This window comes from Nostoc sp., assembly GCF_036917315.1.
In the GTDB taxonomy this organism is placed as follows: Bacteria; Cyanobacteriota; Cyanobacteriia; order Cyanobacteriales; family Nostocaceae; genus Nostoc.
The window spans coordinates 104,648-122,358 of sequence record NZ_JBALDR010000066.1; the positions used below are offsets into that span (position 1 = coordinate 104,648).

General features: G+C 42.5%; 12 protein-coding genes. 7 read left to right on the top strand and 5 right to left on the bottom strand.

Annotated features, from left to right (window positions below; translation table 11 throughout):
• Window positions 1–199: 199 nt before the first annotated feature.
• Together V7K84_RS31175 and V7K84_RS31180 are read right to left on the bottom strand one after the other, a co-directional pair.
• Window positions 200–1,963 (bottom strand): sensor histidine kinase, encoded by a 1,764-nt coding sequence (locus tag V7K84_RS31175; RefSeq protein WP_334843964.1) that lies wholly within the window; start codon window positions 1,961–1,963, stop codon window positions 200–202.
• A 179-nt stretch (window positions 1,964–2,142) separates the two neighbouring features.
• Entirely contained in the window at window positions 2,143–2,379 is a 237-nt protein-coding gene (locus tag V7K84_RS31180; RefSeq protein ID WP_334843966.1) for a hypothetical protein, read from the bottom strand.
• 607 nt (window positions 2,380–2,986) lie between these two features.
• On the opposite strand from V7K84_RS31180, the gene lepA reads away from it, so the two are divergent.
• The 4 genes from lepA (at window position 2,987) to V7K84_RS31200 (ending at window position 10,770) form a co-directional block, all read left to right on the top strand.
• The gene (gene lepA / locus V7K84_RS31185; RefSeq protein WP_334843968.1) at window positions 2,987–4,798 is read left to right on the top strand and encodes a translation elongation factor 4; all 1,812 of its coding nucleotides are present in this window, start codon (window positions 2,987–2,989) and stop codon (window positions 4,796–4,798) included.
• Window positions 4,799–5,148: 350 nt separating this feature from the next.
• Window positions 5,149–7,824, top strand: a complete 2,676-nt coding sequence (locus tag V7K84_RS31190; RefSeq protein WP_334843970.1) for a PAS domain S-box protein — start codon at window positions 5,149–5,151, stop codon at window positions 7,822–7,824.
• A 214-nt stretch (window positions 7,825–8,038) separates the two neighbouring features.
• Window positions 8,039–9,226: a glycosyltransferase family 4 protein gene (locus V7K84_RS31195; RefSeq protein ID WP_334843971.1), complete on the top strand. Its 1,188-nt coding sequence runs from the start codon at window positions 8,039–8,041 to the stop codon at window positions 9,224–9,226.
• 494 nt (window positions 9,227–9,720) lie between these two features.
• Window positions 9,721–10,770: a cyanophycinase gene (locus V7K84_RS31200; protein WP_334843973.1), complete on the top strand. Its 1,050-nt coding sequence runs from the start codon at window positions 9,721–9,723 to the stop codon at window positions 10,768–10,770.
• Between the two features lie 466 nt (window positions 10,771–11,236).
• Here the strand turns inward: V7K84_RS31200 and V7K84_RS31205 are convergent, their stop codons facing one another.
• On the bottom strand, window positions 11,237–11,740 hold the full coding sequence (locus V7K84_RS31205) for a hypothetical protein (protein ID WP_094353248.1): 504 nt from the start codon (window positions 11,738–11,740) through the stop codon (window positions 11,237–11,239).
• Between the two features lie 804 nt (window positions 11,741–12,544).
• On the opposite strand from V7K84_RS31205, the gene V7K84_RS31210 reads away from it, so the two are divergent.
• Entirely contained in the window at window positions 12,545–13,210 is a 666-nt protein-coding gene (locus V7K84_RS31210) for a phosphoribosyltransferase (RefSeq protein ID WP_334843974.1), read from the top strand.
• A 61-nt stretch (window positions 13,211–13,271) separates the two neighbouring features.
• Here the strand turns inward: V7K84_RS31210 and V7K84_RS31215 are convergent, their stop codons facing one another.
• Window positions 13,272–13,454 (bottom strand): hypothetical protein, encoded by a 183-nt coding sequence (locus V7K84_RS31215; RefSeq protein ID WP_334843976.1) that lies wholly within the window; start codon window positions 13,452–13,454, stop codon window positions 13,272–13,274.
• On the opposite strand from V7K84_RS31215, the gene V7K84_RS31220 reads away from it, so the two are divergent.
• Window positions 13,435–14,172, top strand: coding sequence for an SDR family oxidoreductase (locus V7K84_RS31220; RefSeq protein WP_334843978.1), 738 nt, complete (start codon window positions 13,435–13,437; stop codon window positions 14,170–14,172). The two genes, V7K84_RS31215 and V7K84_RS31220, sit on opposite strands and share 20 nt — an antisense overlap.
• A gap of 364 nt (window positions 14,173–14,536) precedes the next feature.
• Here V7K84_RS31220 and V7K84_RS31225 read toward each other — a convergent pair whose 3' ends face one another.
• Window positions 14,537–14,695: a hypothetical protein gene (locus tag V7K84_RS31225; protein ID WP_334843980.1), complete on the bottom strand. Its 159-nt coding sequence runs from the start codon at window positions 14,693–14,695 to the stop codon at window positions 14,537–14,539.
• An 800-nt stretch (window positions 14,696–15,495) separates the two neighbouring features.
• Between V7K84_RS31225 and glgP the strand changes: the two genes are divergently transcribed.
• Window positions 15,496–17,709: an alpha-glucan family phosphorylase gene (gene glgP / locus V7K84_RS31230; protein WP_334843982.1), complete on the top strand. Its 2,214-nt coding sequence runs from the start codon at window positions 15,496–15,498 to the stop codon at window positions 17,707–17,709.
• Window positions 17,710–17,711: the final 2 nt, after the last annotated feature.

A 17,711-nucleotide genomic window follows, 5' to 3' on the forward strand; every position in this document is an offset into this window, starting at 1 on the left:
CCAATCTCTAATTATACAACTTTAGTGGCTAGGGACAGAATTCTTCGCAATTTCAAATTTAGTTATTAAATAATAATTGCTCAAAAAATTTAAATTTAAAATCTCAAAACCCAGTATTGGTAATGTTGCAGACGATCAATACTTCTCTACGAGAGGCTGCGCCAACGACTACGCTCAGTACAAGTGACCAATGACTAACTCAACATTCAGCACTACTTGTTGAGTCACTATCATTAGACGAAACCATAACTGGTTGTTGATATAGTGGCACAGTGAATGTGACTGTTGAGCCAAGTCCTTCGCCCAAACTATAAAAATGTACCTCGCCGCCCATAGCCTCCACTAACTTCTGCGATATTACCAGTCCTAAACCTGTGCCACCATACTGACGAGTGCGGGAGCCATCCACCTGAGAGAATAATTGAAAAAGCTTATCTTGTTTGTCTAAAGAAACACCAATGCCCGTGTCTGCCACACGTACTTTCACCATCCCAGGAAATTGCTGACCTTGAAAGTTCGCCTTTTTGAGTACTAAATCGGCGCTGACAGTAACGCCGCCTTCATGGGTGAACTTGATGGCATTGTTCACCAAATTAAGCATCACTTGTAGCAACCGTTGATAGTTACTTTGGACAATGATTTCATCAGAGGTAGCAGGCATTTGCATCCGAAAGCTGAGGTTTTTCATTTGTGCCTGGGGACGCATGAAACCTTCTACATGACTGAATAGCTCATCTAGCTTGACTGGAGCGTAAGCTAGCTCCATTTTACCAGCTTCGATTTTGGCAATGTCCAAAATGTCGTTGATGATATTCAGCAAATGTATCGATAAGTGATGAGCTTCTGCTAAAAACTGGTTTTGTTCTTCTGGATCGTCAGCCATACCTTCTAGAATCAGCTTCAAAAAGCCAATCATACCGTTGAGGGGGGTACGAATTTCATGGGATACATTAGCCAGAAACTCGCTTTTGAGGCGGGAAGCTTCTTCGGCTTTCTGACGCGCTACTTCTAATTCTTCATATAAAGTAGCATGTGCGATCGCAGTTCCCAATTGATCTGCTGCTTCTTTTGCCAGTTCTAATTCCGATTCTGTTAATGTATAGCATTCATCTTGCCAATTCAAGGCAACCAATCCATTAGCTTGGTCTTGATAACAAGTCGCAACTACTAAAGTTTTCTGCCGCCCAGACTCTTTGTATCCAGGCACTTCCATCATAACTGGTTCTAGGGTTGCCAAGGCTTGAGCAAAGGCAGGCTCAGAAGCTACATCTATATCTAAGCCAAGCATTGATTTGAGTTCTGGCTGGCGATACTCAGCTTTCACCTGCACTTTTGGGCTTGAGGGCTGATAAGGACAAATAATGCAGCGTTCTAGCCGCAGTGCTTTCCCCAAACTATCAACTGTTTGCTGCCAAATAATATCTAAATCCAATGTCCGACGAATATTTCTGGTAATGCGATTTACCAATTTTTGGTGTTGCTGTGAACGTAAGGCCAACTCTATTTGTGTGGGCGTTTTTGATGCCACGCGCGCTTGTTTTTTGTTGAGTGTCGCTTGTACTAAGCGTCCCATCACTAAAACTGTAGTGGCAGTGGTTCCCAAACTCGGCATAATCGGACTGATCGTTAAGTCCAACTCAAATAATTCCTTCTGATAGCTAAACCAACATTGAAACCTTTCTGGCACCAAATTTGTCAAAATTCGGTGCAATCGTTCCAAATAAGTAACCTTATCCACCGGGACAAAGGTTTGAGTCTGGTTCAGATCGTCAACTATTTTTTCAGTACTTAACCCCAGAAGTTCGCTGTACTGCCAACAAAAGGTCAGATAGCGCCCTGCCCCATCTTGCGTATAAACTAACTCGGCTCCTAGAGTTGCTAATGAGCCATCAGTCTTACTGGTAATAGATTCCAGATTTTGGGAAAATACATTTGACAATTGGGAATTGGCAGTAATAGTCATTAATTGAGTTGGATAGACAAAGGGTATCCGACCGTAATTTTACTAAAGCCGCTGAAATTTATACATAAATTTTTACAGCTTTTTTGTGTTTTATGGGGTATTTTTTGGTGTTTTGAAAACCAGATTGGCAAACTTTACTTTTTTTAACTTGGATTGACAGTTAAATAATGGCAATGGCGTTAATCGTTCCATTCACCGCGAGGAGGAACAGGAGTACGCACAGGCGTGCGCGTTAGTTCGTCATCTCTAAGGAGTTCACCCCGTAACCACTGGCGAATCGCTACTTCAATTACTTTACTTGGGTCATTGGTGAGATGCTGAATTTGCTCTAGTAACTCGGAGTCTAGGCGGACAGCAATTTCTACCTTATCGGCTTGTGTATTTTCCGCTTTGGTAGTTTTCTCTCTCATATTCATAGGTTTATATACTCTGAATTCTTTGAATTGGTTTTGTCTAAAGCTTTGTAAAGTAGTTATATTCATTATTTGGGCTAATTCGCTGAAAAATTTTCAAGGGCACAGTTAAATACTTCCCTGAAATAGCACCAAAGTAACAGCTTTAAGTTTTAAATCGCATTTTTCATATAACTGACTAGACAATGGCTCTAGAAATTTTGCCGATAAATCAGCGATTATGAGCAATTACTAGTCGCAATTGCCCGCGATCCGTACACGATCCCTAGATGTACTTATTTACATTTATTGTACGCTCCTAGCTGTTGAATACTAGCAGCGACAAATAGACTTTCATAATATTCTTAAATGTCCACCTATTTAGATCGAAAGTTAAAGATGGGGTGAAGAGGAACCGGGAGCAGAGGGGCAGGGGAGCAGGGGAAGAATAATAACCCCTAACTCTTAACTCCTAACTCTTAACTTCTAACTCCTAACTTCTAACTCCTAACTCCTAACTCGTAACTCCTAACTCAGCACTAAAAGCAGAGCGTCTTGGCTAAGAAAGCATTAAAATACATTAAGTAAATTGCCCTTTTAACTTTGGTTGCTGCTAAGGCAAAGATAGTATATGACTGACGTTCCCGCAGTTCGCATTCGCAATTTTTGTATTATTGCTCACATCGACCACGGGAAATCAACCCTCGCCGATCGCTTGCTACAAGCTACTGGCACTGTTGAAGACCGACAGATGAAGGAACAGTTTCTCGACAATATGGATTTGGAACGGGAGCGCGGCATTACGATTAAGCTGCAAGCTGCCCGGATGAACTACACAGCTAAAGATGGTCAGCAGTATGTGCTGAACTTAATTGACACTCCGGGGCACGTGGATTTCTCTTATGAAGTCTCTCGCTCTCTTGTTGCTTGCGAAGGAGCGCTATTGGTAGTAGATGCGTCCCAAGGTGTGGAGGCGCAAACTTTGGCGAATGTATATTTAGCGTTAGAGAGTAATCTGGAAATTATCCCGGTTTTGAATAAAATCGATTTGCCTGGGGCAGAACCAGAACGGGTAATTGGCGAAATTGAAGAAATTATCGGTCTAGATTGCAGTGGGGCAATTCTGGCTTCTGCTAAAGAAGGAATTGGAATTAATGAGATTTTAGAAGCAGTTGTCGAGCGGATACCGCCACCGCCAAATACCATAAATGAACGCTTACGGGCGTTAATTTTTGATAGCTATTATGACAGTTACCGGGGAGTAATTGTCTATTTCCGGGTGATGGATGGCACCGTGAAAAAAGGCGATCGCATCCATCTAATGGCATCTGGTAAAGAATTTGAAATTGATGAGTTAGGCGTTCTTTCTCCGACTCAAAAGCAAGTTGATGAACTGCACGCTGGGGAAGTAGGCTATTTGGGAGCGGCAATTAAAGCTGTAGCTGATGCACGGGTAGGCGACACAATTACCCTGAGTAAGGCGAAAGCGGAGTCACCCTTACCAGGTTACGCAGAAGCGAACCCGATGGTTTTTTGCGGAATGTTCCCCATTGATGCCGATCAATTTGAAGATTTGCGGGAAGCCTTGGAAAAGCTGGAACTCAATGATGCAGCGCTGCATTACGAACCCGAAACTTCGAGCGCGATGGGGTTTGGCTTCCGTTGCGGTTTCTTGGGTTTGCTGCACATGGAAATTGTCCAGGAACGTCTAGAGCGAGAGTATAACCTAGATTTAATCATTACAGCCCCCTCAGTGGTTTATAAGGTGATTACCTTAAAAGGTGAGGAACTGTACATCGATAATCCTAGCCGTTTACCTTCTCCCAACGATCGCGAAAGAATTGAAGAACCCTACGTGCAAGTAGAGATGATTACGCCGGAAACTTATGTTGGCAGCTTGATGGAGTTATCACAAAATCGCCGGGGCATCTTTAAGGATATGAAATATCTCGCCCAAGGACGAACCACCCTTACTTATGAGCTACCCTTGGCGGAAGTTGTGACTGACTTTTTTGACCAGATGAAATCGCGATCGCGCGGCTACGCCAGTATGGAATATCACATCATCGGCTACCGTGAAAATCCCTTGGTGAAGCTGGATATCATGATTAACGGCGATCCCGTGGATTCCTTGGCGATGATTGTGCATCGAGATAAAGCTTACAACGTCGGGCGGGCAATGGCAGAAAAACTCAAGGAACTAATTCCCCGCCATCAATTCAAAGTGCCAATTCAGGCATCTATTGGTAGTAAAGTTATTGCCAGCGAACATATCCCCGCTTTACGGAAAGATGTGCTAGCAAAATGCTACGGTGGTGACATCAGTCGGAAGAAAAAACTTTTGCAGAAGCAAGCAAAAGGTAAAAAGCGAATGAAATCTGTAGGTACTGTAGATGTACCGCAGGAAGCCTTTATGGCAGTACTGCGCTTGGATCAAAACTAATAGAAGTCAGGAGTCAGGAGTCAGAAGTCAAAATTCAGAATTCAGAATGAATTTGAGTCCGAGTGGCGGATATCGCTACCTAAAGCGAGTCCGCATACTCCTGCAAAGAAGCAAGCTAGCAAGAGCGTCTGAATCTACTATTTTCAGTCCCCTACCAAAATTTTTTTATTCTGAATTCTGTATTCTGTATTTTTCTTCAACATTCGTTAATTTTAATTACAAAGGCTGTCAACAGCAGCCTCAAATGAGTTCCAGGCTGCTGCTGGCAGGTTAAACAATCCTTGAGTGTGCCTCTAGTGCGGGATTTCTAACAGAAAAAATGATAATTTATTGTAGAAATTCAAAACGTCATGAGCCGCAAGCAGCCCCAAGAACAACTCTCTGAGGCAGAGCAAAAGTATCGTACTCTCGTAGAACAAATTTCCGGCGTTGTTTATGTCTCACCGATTAATGACACTACAAAAGTTGCTTATATTAGTCCACAACTGCAACAATTATTAGGCATTGCCCCTGAAGACTGGAATTTTGGTTTCTTTAATAGTTGCTTAGATTACACTCATCCAGAAGATCGCGATCGCCTTTGGCAAGCTGTAAACACTACAATCGCTACCGGAGAGCCTTTGAGGATTGAATATCGGATGATTAGGCGCGATGGCAGAACAATTTGGGTACGAAATCAAGCCAATCTCGTTTTTTGTGCCGATGGACAAACTCAGCTACTTCAGGGTTTAGTATTTGATATTAGCGATGTCTATGACGAGCTTTGTTTACGCAAACAGGTACAAGAGAGCGAAGAACTTTATCGTACCATCCTCGAAGACCAAACGGAACTGATTGCTAGAGGCTTACCAGATGGCACTTTTACCTTTGTTAATGAAGCTTACTGTCGATTTTTTGGACTGGAGCGAGACAAAATTATCGGTCAGCACTACGAACCTGTTGTGTTTGAAGAAGATCGGGAACGTGTGTTTAGTCTGGTAAATTCCATCAGCTTAGAAAATCCCGTTATCACCCTTGAAAATCGTGTCGTAGCTTGCCAAGGGGTGCGGTGGACGCAGTGGATTGTTCGAGGGATATTTGATGACCAAGGTGCGATTGTAGAACTTCAATCTGTTGGACGAGATATAACCGATCGCAAACTGGTAGAACAAGCTTTAAGTGAAAACGAGCAAAAATTCCGGGCGATCTTCAATCAAACCATTCAGTTTATGGGATTGCTTCAACCGAATGGAATTGTATTAGAAATCAACCAAACAGCACTGGACTTTGCTGGGATTAATCGAGAAGAAGTAGTTGGCAAGCCTTTTTGGGAAGTAAAATGGTGGAGAATTTCTTCACAGACACAAGAGCAATTAAAAACTGCGATCGCAGCTGCTGCTAATGGTGAATCTATTCGCTATGAAGTTGACATTGTAGGTCGAGATGGTGAAGCGATCGCAATTGATTTCTCACTGCGTCCTATACTCGATCGAACCGGGCATATTACCCTACTCATTTCAGAAGGACGAGATATTACTGAATATAAAGTCGCGCTTCAGAAACGCCACAAAGCTGAAGAGGCATTGCGCTCCAGTCAAGACTTTCTACAAAAGGTTGCTAATACCGTACCGCATATTTTGTATCTGTTTGACCTCTTACAAGGAACAAGTATCTATCTTAATCAGAAAAGTGTGGCTATTTTAGGCTACTCTCCAGAGGAATTTTGTAACGCAGATCCGCAGTGGCTAATGAATCGCTTTCATCCAGACGATCGATACCTCTGCCATAACTTACCAACTCGCTTTGTCAACCTGAAAGATAATGAAGTATTTTCCACTGAATACCGATTCCGACACAAAAATGGAGAATGGCGTTGGCTACATACACGAGAAGTCGTATTTGCCAGAGATACTAACGGCACTCCAACGCAGATTCTTGGCTCGGTAGAAGATATTAGCACTCGCAAACAAGCCGAAGTGATGCTGCGACAACAGGCCGAGGGAGAACGGTTAATTTCTGAAGTAACTCAACAGATTCGGCAATCACTGAATCTGGATGAGGTTCTAAATACAACAGTAAATAGTATTCGCCAGTGTTTAGGTTCAGATTCCGTAGCTATCTACCAGTTAGAATCTGACGGAAGTGGGAATTTTGCGGCGGAATCGGTGGGTGATGACTATCCTCAGAGATTAGAACTGACAATGCATCCATTTTCGCTCAAACAAGATTTTAGCGACTATTACCAAGGACTACCTAAAGTCTTCCATGATATTCAGGAATCTGATTTTTCCGCTGATGTTTTTGAGTTATTACAACTCTATCAAGTTAAGGCGGCTGTAATAGTGCCGATTTTGAATGAAGAGCATCTGTGGGGTTTACTTATTGCTCACCAGCGTAACGCACCTCGTTATTGGCAAGCATTTGAAGTGAATTTGTTGCAGCAATTGGCTAGTCAAGTAGCGATCGCTATTCATCAATCAGTACTCTACCAGCAAGTGCAAGCTGCCAATGAAGAATTACAAAGATTAGCTACCCTAGATGGCTTGACTCAAATAGCCAATCGCCGCCGATTTGATGAGTATCTGGAAGCTGAGTGGCAGCGACTCAAACGCGAGCAACTGTCACTGTCTTTGATTTTGTTAGATGTCGATTTTTTTAAACTCTACAATGATACTTATGGTCATTTAGCAGGGGATGATTGTTTGCGGCAATTAGCAAGTGCCCTCAAAAATATTGTTAAGCGTCCAGCCGATTTAGTCGCTCGTTACGGTGGAGAAGAATTTGCTGTCATTCTGCCTAATACAGAGATTCAAGGAGCAATCTATATAGCTCAAACTATTGGACAAGCGGTGCGCGACTTAGCCATTCCTCATACTCAGTCTCGCGTATGCGATCGTGTTACCGTTAGTCTAGGCGTTGTTAGCATTGTGCCAAATTCCGAAATTTCGCCGCCAGACTTGATTAATGCAGCAGACAAAGCACTTTATGTAGCCAAACAGCAAGGACGCGATCGAGTTCATGCCGTTTGCGTCGTTATCCCTTCTTGACACCTGAGTTGCGAAGGCCAGACTCAATTATTTTAATTAAGAATTATTACTATACCTTGCTTTCTATCCTTAGCCTACAGTTGATAACCTTTAACAAAATCACTGTTAAAAAATCTAAACATTTTAGTAAAAGTACTCACTGCGTTGTCCAGACTTGTATTTTTAGGTAAATGTAGTTTGTTAGATATTTATAAAGTGTTGGGGAGTCTAGTAGATGAAGATATTGGTACTGAGTTGGGAGTTTCCACCAAGGATTATTGGGGGAATTGCGCGGCATGTGGCGGAGTTGTACCCGGAACTGGTAAAGCTAGGACATGAAATCCACCTGATTACAGCGGAGTTTGGTCACGCATCGATGTATGAGGTAGTTGAAGGAGTAAAGATACATCGAGTGCCAGTGGCATATAGTAACGACTTTTTCCACTGGGTAGTGAATCTCAACTTGAGTATGGGAGATCACGGTGGTAAGTTGATTTTAGAAGAAGGGCCTTTTGATTTAATTCATGCCCATGATTGGTTAGTCGGAGATGCTGCGATCGCTCTCAAGCATAATTTTAAAATACCACTAATTGCCACAATTCATGCTACTGAATACGGACGCTATAACGGGATTCACACAGATATCCAAGGTTATATAAATGGCAAAGAAACCTTGCTAGCTTACAATGCGTGGCGAATTATTGTTTGTAGCGACTATATGCGCCAAGAAGTAGAACGAGCGCTCTACAGTCCTTGGGATAAAATTGATGTCATTTATAACGGTATCCGAGCCGAAAAGAAACAGCATCACATCGATTTTCATGCTTTAGATTTTCGCCGCCAATTTGCCGCAGACGATGAGAAAATAGTTTACTACCTCGGTCGTATGACCTACGAAAAAGGTGTACCTATATTACTTAATGCCGCACCCAAAATCCTTTCAGAAATGGGAGGTAACGTAAAAATTGTGATCGTTGGTGGCGGCAATACTGACCATCTCAAGCGCCAAGCCTGGGATTTAGGAATTTGGCATCATTGTTATTTTACCGGTTTTCTCTCCGATGAATACTTAGATAAATTTCAAACTGTCGCAGACTGCGCGGTTTTTCCGAGTCTTTACGAACCCTTTGGAATTGTAGCTTTAGAAAGCTTCGCTTCTCGCGTACCTGTAGTAGTTTCTGATACTGGTGGTTTTCCTGAAGTGGTGCAACATACCAAAACAGGCATTGTCACTTGGGTGAACAATCCCGATTCTTTGGCTTGGGGAATTTTGGAAGTGTTGAAAAATCCCGGTTATCGCCAATGGCTGGTGGATAACGCTTATGAGGATTTAGAAAGACGCTTTAGCTGGCCGAAATTAGCCAGGCAAACCGAGCAAGTATATCAGCAAGTTGTACAGGAGCGATCGCAAATACTGTGGTAATATAGACCCCCGACTTCTTGAAGAAATCGGGGGTCTAAAATTTTATTTGAACTTGCATAAATCCTTAATCAACTTTGAAAATTTAATCGCCGTTCCCAGTTATTCAGCATATTGGGTAACTATTCCCAGTAATTACGGAAGCATCTGGACAATCAATACCTAATCTATTTTAAATTTTCTCTGGTCAGAATTAAACGCTACAAGCAATGTAGATATTTTCGCACAGTAGCACAGAGAATTAATGATTACTCCGCATTATTTTGCGTTAACAAACAGTACAAGACCTGTACGCTGGAAATTCTACCCGATCTAGTGCCACAGTTAAGCTAGTGCGCGTCTCAATTGCACATTTTTCGTCAAGACTGTCCTAAGTCAATTGGTTATTTACAACAACAGATAAATGACTAATGACAAAGAACAAATTTCACGAATAAATAAGCAATTAAAATGCGTCACAGCCTAGCAATAATTGCAGTTTGCTCTAGAAGTTTAGTATGACAAAGGCATTCCCAAGCATAGCAAGGCGCTTGAAAAGTACAGGAATCAAGTTGTTGAAGATGGGAACCTTCCTAATAAACCGTTTTATTGAAAGCTGGAAACGCTTTTTCCTGGGTGACACTGTTGATGTTCGCCCCTCATCCCCTCCCTCCTTTGATGTCCGTCCCTCCTTAGCAGGCCCAGTCCTGAGTTTGGGTGGGGGAGGCCCCGATGTCGATGATGCTATCCAGTGGATGATTAACCAAGTTAGAGGAGGTAATAACTCCAGCACTAAAGTTAATGTTGTGGTTATCCGCACTAATGGTAATCACGATTACAATCGGCTAATTTATGCCATGAAGGGTGTAAATTTTGTCGAAACTCTTTTGGTTAGGGATAGACAAGAGGCAAACAAAGCTGAGATTTATGAAAAAATCCGAAATGCTGATGTAGTTTTCTTTGCTGGCGGGGATCAATGTCAATACATCCGCAACTGGAAAGATACCAAGGTTGAGGCTGCCGTTAAGTCAGTTTATCTTAAGGGAGGTGGTATTGGTGGCACTAGTGCGGGTGCAATGATCCAAAGTGATTGTGTCTATGATGCTTGCGCTTCTTCCGAAAAAGGCATTGAAACTAGAGACGCACTTGAAGATCCCTACCGAGACATTACTTTTACTTACAACTTTTTCAATTGGAGTAATTTGAAGGGAACTATCGTAGATACACACTTTGACAGACGGGAAAGAATGGGTCGAATTATGACTTTCATTGCCCGTCAAATTAAGGATGGTGTATCTAGCAGTGTTTTAGGTATAGCGGTTAGTGAAAGTACGTCGGTTCTTGTGGATAAAAACGGTTTGGTGAAAGTTATGGGTAGGGGTGCAGCATACTTTGTACTTGGCAATCATCTACCAGAAGTATGCGAACCCCGAAAGCCTTTGACCTTTTCCAATTACAAAATTTGGAAAGTTCGCAGTGGCGACACCTTCAACTTAAGAAATAGACCAACTTCTGGGTACTATCTCAGGAGTGTCAAAAGGGGACGGATTGATTCAAATCCCTATTGAGTGGCAGGGCTGATTCATCCTATTTCAAACAGGATTTGTCAAGATGGTTAGCGAGAAAATTGTCAGTAAGGGTGACGATGAGATGAACATTTAAGCACTTAAATAGGGAGAATCTCACCTTTGCAAATATATCAGGCGTGTTTTTACAAAAGTGAGATGCTCCCCTTAAATATCAGTAAAATAGTTCATTTTATCGGCACGCCGATCGCAAACCAATCAATTTTTAATTGCTAGAACCCTGCTCTTTGAGGAATGAAACAGCCCTGCTCTTGAGTGGGGAATGTAACACGCCCAACACCCATAACATCTTCTAATTTTGAAAATAGCTTCCAGGAAATTTTAGCTCACTTGGGTAAGGGAGGTTAAATAAAAGTAATTTTAGAAAAGAATCTGACAGAACCTGAGCTTCGGTTTTGCTCGGCTCAACCTAGCATATATAAGATTTTGAAAGTAATTTCGGGCAATATTAGGCGCTGATGGGTTGTTGTTCAGATTCAATTAACTGATTATTAGGTACATCAAATCTAATAGTACTAGCTGCCCAGTCTTTGAAATCGGGTGCTAGCCAGACTAGCTTACGCAGAATTTCATCATTGACCCACAACACTAAGGGAAACTGAAACTGTTTCCGAAACTCATCTCGCATGATATTGGTACTAATAATCAGTTGGTTAATTGCTACTACAGATTCTAAGCCTCGTACCATCAAAGCTTCGGGTTGAGTAATACCAATTTCATTTGTAATCGCTGTATACAATTTATCAGCAGTAGGTGAGAGCAAAATTTCGTGGATATCTGCTGATGAAAATTCTGTTAACAAATTCAACACTTGCTGCTGCCTTTGAACACAGTTGCAACACGCCAATAAAAGTGAAAACTGTCCGCCAGAAACCATCATTGCTCTTGCCAGTCTCTTGGTGGCTGCTGTGCTGCTAACTGTGCCGTTTTCTGAATTAGTTAAGCCGATCATTAAAAACACCCTTCTTTTGATTTTCAAACATATTCAGTAATTCTACCCTATTAATTTTTATTTAAAAGTGTTAATTGGGTAACTTTGATGACTTGTCTCTGTAATATTAAGCATTATATAACGAACAAGCAGATGGTGCATTATCTCATATTTACAATCAAGGGATAATGTAAAGATAATATCAACACAATGTCAGTAATAGGGGACAAGCGAAGAATTAACAATTGAATTATCACTGGATTTTCATAGATTTTTGTATCTGCTAGCAAGTAAGTAATTTTTTCTTCCGTTATAGTAAAAAAAATACTCGGTAAAAGTCTAACAATAAATGTTAGCAAGTGGCAAAACTTATAGCAGTTTTCAAACGCACCCCTACTTAAACATTAAGTTTTCCATGTCACCCTTCTCTTGTGGTCGTACTATAATTTTGTTTCACGCTAACACCAGTAACCTACAGCAGTAAACCCCCTACAGCGAGAGTTCACCCGCGTCATTGTGTCTTCTCAACAAGCCATTTTGGGAGGGATATTGAGTGTGGAGTAGTAAAATAGTCTCAGCACAAGATGCAGAAATCTTGTTGCATTAAAGCTAACTCATCCGTTTGATAGAACTATAGATAAAAGATGTCGCTCCGTTAGTGGAGGACAGAGAATATTTAGCTTTCTAAGATCGATTTAGAACATCTGAACTATAACAACAAGTTTGGAATTTGCTCAATTGCTCCATTTTTTGAGGTTGATAGCTAATAACAAACTTATGTAAATATTTATTTATTTTTGGAAACTCAATTAGGAATATCACACCATGCTATTTAAAGATCGGAGGTTTGCGGGTCAAGTTTTGGCTAAGGAGTTAAGCGCTTATGCTAACGATCCAAATGTTCTGGTATTAGGGCTACCAAGGGGTGGTGTCCCCGTTGCCTTTGAAGTTGCCAAAACGTTAAATGCCCCCTTAGATGTTTTAGTGGTACGTAAATTGGGTGTACCCGATCGAGAAGAACTAGCGATGGGAGCGATCGCTTCTGGTGGTGTGCGGATAATCAATAAATATATTATCAACCTGGTGAAGATATCCGATGAAGTAATTGCCAGGGTGGCGGTGCAAGAAGAACGGGAGTTAGAGCGCCGAGAACAGCTTTATCGCCAAAATCGCCCCTTAAGAAATTTACAAGGACGTACAGTTATCTTAGTAGATGATGGTTTAGCCACAGGTGCAACGATGTGGGCTGCTGTTGTAACTGTGCGAAAACAGCAACCTGCTCAGATTGCGATCGCTGTGCCTGTGGCTGCACCTGAAACTTGTCAAGAGTTAGAAACTGAGGTTGACGAAATCGTTTGCATCTCCAAACCCAGCCCTTTCCAGAGTGTTGGTCTTTGGTACGAAAGCTTTCCTCAAACTACCGATGAAGAAGTCCGCGACTTACTCGCAAAAGCGGCAAAGAACGGTGAAGCAATACATCTTGGTATGTAGATAAACATTAAGTTTATGAGATAGTCTCAACTCACCAACTGAAGTTTTAACGGGACAGAACTCAAATGGCGTGACGATCGCGGTTCGGATTAGTAACGTTGCCGACACAAAAACGTCGATCGAGTATACAAACTACTAGTTGATATGGTTGAATAATGCTGAGTTCATCTGAAACAGCACCCGATATTTTACGATCTATACTCAGATAATCCCCAGGAATAAATATGTCTGAAATTGAAAACAAAGTGGTAATCATCACCGGAGCCAGCAGTGGTTTAGGTGAAGCGACTGCAAAGCGACTTGCTGCTAGTGGAGCCAAACTAATGCTGGCTGCCAGACGCGAAGATCGTCTCAAAGAATTGGTTGGAGCGATCGCTAAATCAGGAGGGACTGCAACCTATCAAGTAACGGATGTAGCAGATCGCGCCCAGATGGAAGCCTTAGCGAAGGAAACTTTGAGTACATACAGCCGGATTGACGTGCTAATCAATAATGCCGGGTTGATGCCGCTTGCTCCCCTCGACCAAGTAAAGGTAGAGGAGTGGGATCGAATGATCGATATCAACATTAAGGGCGTTCTCTATGGGATTGCTGCCGTGTTACCAATTATGCGTCAGCAAAAGTCTGGTCACGTCATTAACCTATCATCAGTGGCCGGACATAAGGTGTTTCCGGGAGCGGCCGTCTACTGTGCCACCAAGTACGCAGTGCGGGCGATTTCTGAGGGGCTGCGGTTAGAGTCAAATGGTGAAATCCGTTCGACTAATATCTCACCAGGAGCCGTTGCCACCGAACTGACCACCACGATTACCGATAAAGACGCAGCAGCAGGAATTAGCCAACTTTATGAGATCGCCATTGATGCAGATGCCATTGCCCGTGCGATCGCATACGCCATTGAGCAACCCGGTGATGTTGATGTGAATGAAATCATCATCCGTCCGACACGTCAAGAACTTTAAATTTAGGTTTACAAAGCAAGCATTCGGCTCAGATAAACTCTCTCACCGAACAAGCAAGTATAGAATTCGCTAAAAAAGTCTGCGTACCTCTGCGCTTTCCTTCGCGTCCCACTGCGTTTAAAACGTAACGATTTGTAAGCAAAACTCTGCTAAATTCTCAGTGTCAGATTAATAAGTCCAATTCTGCTTAGTCTGCAAGCTATAGGTTCCATCTTTCACATTCACCCGCTCAATAATCAGATTTAAATCTCTAAGAAGAAGTAATTTGGGTTATTGCGTAGACGCTTTGCGGCTTGCCATTAGTCATCGCGCATGGTTTAAGTGCAAACCGAATTACTGGAAACAAAGAAATATTGAAATTTAATTAGCTAATATTAGCCGTACCATTGCTGAGTGCATAGCAGTCCACCGTCGCCCATCCACCTGCAATTAGGCATAGCAGCGATCGCATGAGTGCAACTTCCAAGTTTCCTGGCTCTGATTGGATCAGAAATTTGAGGAAATTACTTCGATTCAACTGCATTATTTTTGTTAACAAAACAAAATTTTTCTCGGAATAATCTTAATATTTTGATATATTCAAATTTATTTGAATTGATGGTGGCCAATTAAAAGCTTTTACAAAAAGTGAATCTTCAGATACATATTTTGCCACTTTACGATCGATTTTTAATTATTCGTTAATAGATATGAGTTTTATCGTGAATAACGGCATGATTGCTGTGATTTTCGGATAAAAAGCATTATTATGATGCAAATAGCTGTAGTTAAAAATTGACTATTATCAAGACATATAAATAACTTTAGTTGCAGATTGTAAAAATATGAATAAATATTTACAATAAAATAAAAAAAGTAAAATAATGTCAACGAATTTGATAGAAAAAAATATTAAATCTGTCCAAAAGTAGAGATAATTTTTAGAAGACGAAAACAATAAAAACCATTTACTTGGATAAGGTTTGATGTCGAGAGACTGTTCCAACTTCAGGGGAGAATTCAGCACGTGAAGGCTCCGGTGTTTTGAAGGAGGCAGGAGGCAGGTGGTCACTGAGCGTAGTCGTTGGCGCAGCCTCTCGTAGAGAAGTGAGGCAGAAGGCAGGAGGCAAGACAGCAAGAACTGCCCTCTGCCTTTCTTGATAAACCTGAAGAGGAAATAAAGGGAACTGGGCATGGGGAATTGGGATTAGGTAACAGGTGACAGGTGATAGGGAATAATTTGTACCCTGTAATCTCTACCCTATTTCCTTCTTCACTCCCCAATCCCCAGTCCCCGATAGATAGAGAAAAAGTTAAGCGTAAGCGCGAGGACATAGATTTAGTATGGCTAATAGCAGTCCAATCACTCCAGCAGGACACTTGAGTGAAAAGTTACCTTCACCGCTCAAGCGTTTGGCAGATTTGGCTTATAACTACTGGTGGAGTTGGAGTGGCGATCGCATCTCCTTATTTCAAAGCATTGATCCCCAAGAATGGGAACGCTGTGGACATAACCCAGTAGCGATTTTAGAGTCGGCAAGTTATGAGCGTCTGACACAATTAGCAGAAGACCCATTTTACCTAAAGCAGATATCCGCCCTCGCGCGTGAGTTTGACCAATACATCAACCAGCAAGATACTTGGGTCAGTCGAGTTGCACCGCAAGTATCTGCATTGCGCCCCATTGCTTACTTTTGCGCCGAATTTGGCATCCATGAATCTCTACCTGTCTACTCTGGCGGCTTGGGAATTCTCGCCGGGGATCACCTGAAATCATCATCAGATTTGGGTGTGCCATTGGTTGGTGTTGGCTTGTTGTATCGCCAAGGTTATTTTCGGCAACGCTTGAACCGCCAAGGTTGGCAAGAAGATTATTATATTGACAACCCCTTTGGCCACATGCCCCTGGAGTTGATTAAAAATGAGCAAGGGGAATCGGTCACTATCGAGTTACAAGTTCGCCAGCGAGTTGTGAAAGTGCAAATCTGGCGAGTGCAAGTTGGGCGAGTCACCTTATATTTATTAGATAGCGATCGCCACGATAACGATCCCATTGACCGCTGGCTGACTGGACACCTATACGGCGGTAACTTGGAAACCCGCATCGCCCAAGAAGTCGTTTTGGGAATTGGTGGTGTTCGCGCCCTACACGCCTTGGGAATTGAACCTTCTGTCTATCACCTCAACGAAGGACACGCTGCATTCTGCACCTTAGAAGTTGCGCGGGTAGAAATTGAACGGACTGGTAAATCTTTCTACGACATTGAAGCCAAGGTGCGGAACAGTTGTGTATTCACCACCCATACTCCCGTTCCCGCCGGTCATGATGTCTTCTCACCCGATTTAATCGACTCCTTCTTTGCCAGCTATTGGCCGCAATTGCGACTTTCCCGCGAGCAATTTTTGGCATTGGGTGCAAGGCGACTGGGCGATCCTTGGGAACCCTTTGGCATGACCGTTTTAGCATTGCGAATGTCTCGTGCTTGTAATGGCGTGAGTGAATTGCACGGTCAAGTTTCCCGTAAAATGTGGACAGTTCTCTATCCGCAGCGATCGGAAGACAAAGTACCAATTGGTTACATTACTAATGGGGTTCATGCACCCACTTGGACTGCACCTCTGTTAGGTGATTTATATAACGAATATTTGGGAGAAGACTGGAAAAATCGCGCCGTCGATCCCAAGATGTGGGCTAAGGTTGATGAGATTCCCGACGAAGAATTGTGGTCGCGGCATCTCATTCTCAAAGAACGATTGATTGCCTTCACCCGTTATAAGGTGAAGAAATCACGGGAGTTGCGTGGCGAAAATCATGAACTCATTCAAGCAACAGAAAAATTACTCGATCCCAATGTCTTGACCATTGGATTTGCCAGACGCTTCAGCCCTTATAAACGCGGCGATCTGATTTTGCGCGATGCCGAACGCGCACTGAAGATTTTTGATAATGCTCAACGTCCAGTACAAATTATCTTTGCAGGTAAAGCGCACCCAGCCGATGAAGAAGGTAAGCGGATTATTCAGCGCTTGATGGAGTGGTGTCACAATTCCGGGATTATCAACCGAGTTGCCTTTATTGAAGATTACGACATTTACACCGGTCAAAAATTGGTGCAAGGTGTGGATGTTTGGTTGAATAATCCCCGTCGTCCTTTGGAAGCGTCTGGTACGAGTGGGCAAAAAGTCTGCTTCAACGGCGGTCTTAATTGCAGCGTTTTGGATGGCTGGTGGTGCGAAGGCTACCAAGCAGGGCCAGATGGTAAAGGAATTAACGGTTGGGCAATTGGTGAAGATGCTAATACTAGCGATCAAGAATTGCAAGATCGGATTGATTCGCGATCGCTTTATCAACTGTTAGAAGAAGAAATCGTTCCTCTATACTATGACCAAGATGCCCAAGGCATTCCTCACCGTTGGGTGCAGATGATGAAAACGTCGATTAAGACAAATGCGCCGTTATTCAATACCGACAGGATGATTGCCGACTACGTTTCACAGGTATATGTCCCAGAGATTTCTAAGAGTGTAGAACCGATTTTAGCTAAAGTACTGCTTTAGAT

Coding starts and splice junctions, on each gene's coding strand:
- V7K84_RS31175 (WP_334843964.1), bottom strand. CDS start 1,963: ATGACTATTACTGCCAATTCCCAATTGTCAAATGTATTTTCCCAAAAT.
- V7K84_RS31180 (WP_334843966.1), bottom strand. CDS start 2,379: ATGAATATGAGAGAGAAAACTACCAAAGCGGAAAATACACAAGCCGAT.
- lepA (WP_334843968.1), top strand. CDS start 2,987: ATGACTGACGTTCCCGCAGTTCGCATTCGCAATTTTTGTATTATTGCT.
- V7K84_RS31190 (WP_334843970.1), top strand. CDS start 5,149: ATGAGCCGCAAGCAGCCCCAAGAACAACTCTCTGAGGCAGAGCAAAAG.
- V7K84_RS31195 (WP_334843971.1), top strand. CDS start 8,039: ATGAAGATATTGGTACTGAGTTGGGAGTTTCCACCAAGGATTATTGGG.
- V7K84_RS31200 (WP_334843973.1), top strand. CDS start 9,721: ATGACAAAGGCATTCCCAAGCATAGCAAGGCGCTTGAAAAGTACAGGA.
- V7K84_RS31205 (WP_094353248.1), bottom strand. CDS start 11,740: ATGATCGGCTTAACTAATTCAGAAAACGGCACAGTTAGCAGCACAGCA.
- V7K84_RS31210 (WP_334843974.1), top strand. CDS start 12,545: ATGCTATTTAAAGATCGGAGGTTTGCGGGTCAAGTTTTGGCTAAGGAG.
- V7K84_RS31220 (WP_334843978.1), top strand. CDS start 13,435: ATGTCTGAAATTGAAAACAAAGTGGTAATCATCACCGGAGCCAGCAGT.
- V7K84_RS31225 (WP_334843980.1), bottom strand. CDS start 14,695: ATGCAGTTGAATCGAAGTAATTTCCTCAAATTTCTGATCCAATCAGAG.
- glgP (WP_334843982.1), top strand. CDS start 15,496: ATGGCTAATAGCAGTCCAATCACTCCAGCAGGACACTTGAGTGAAAAG.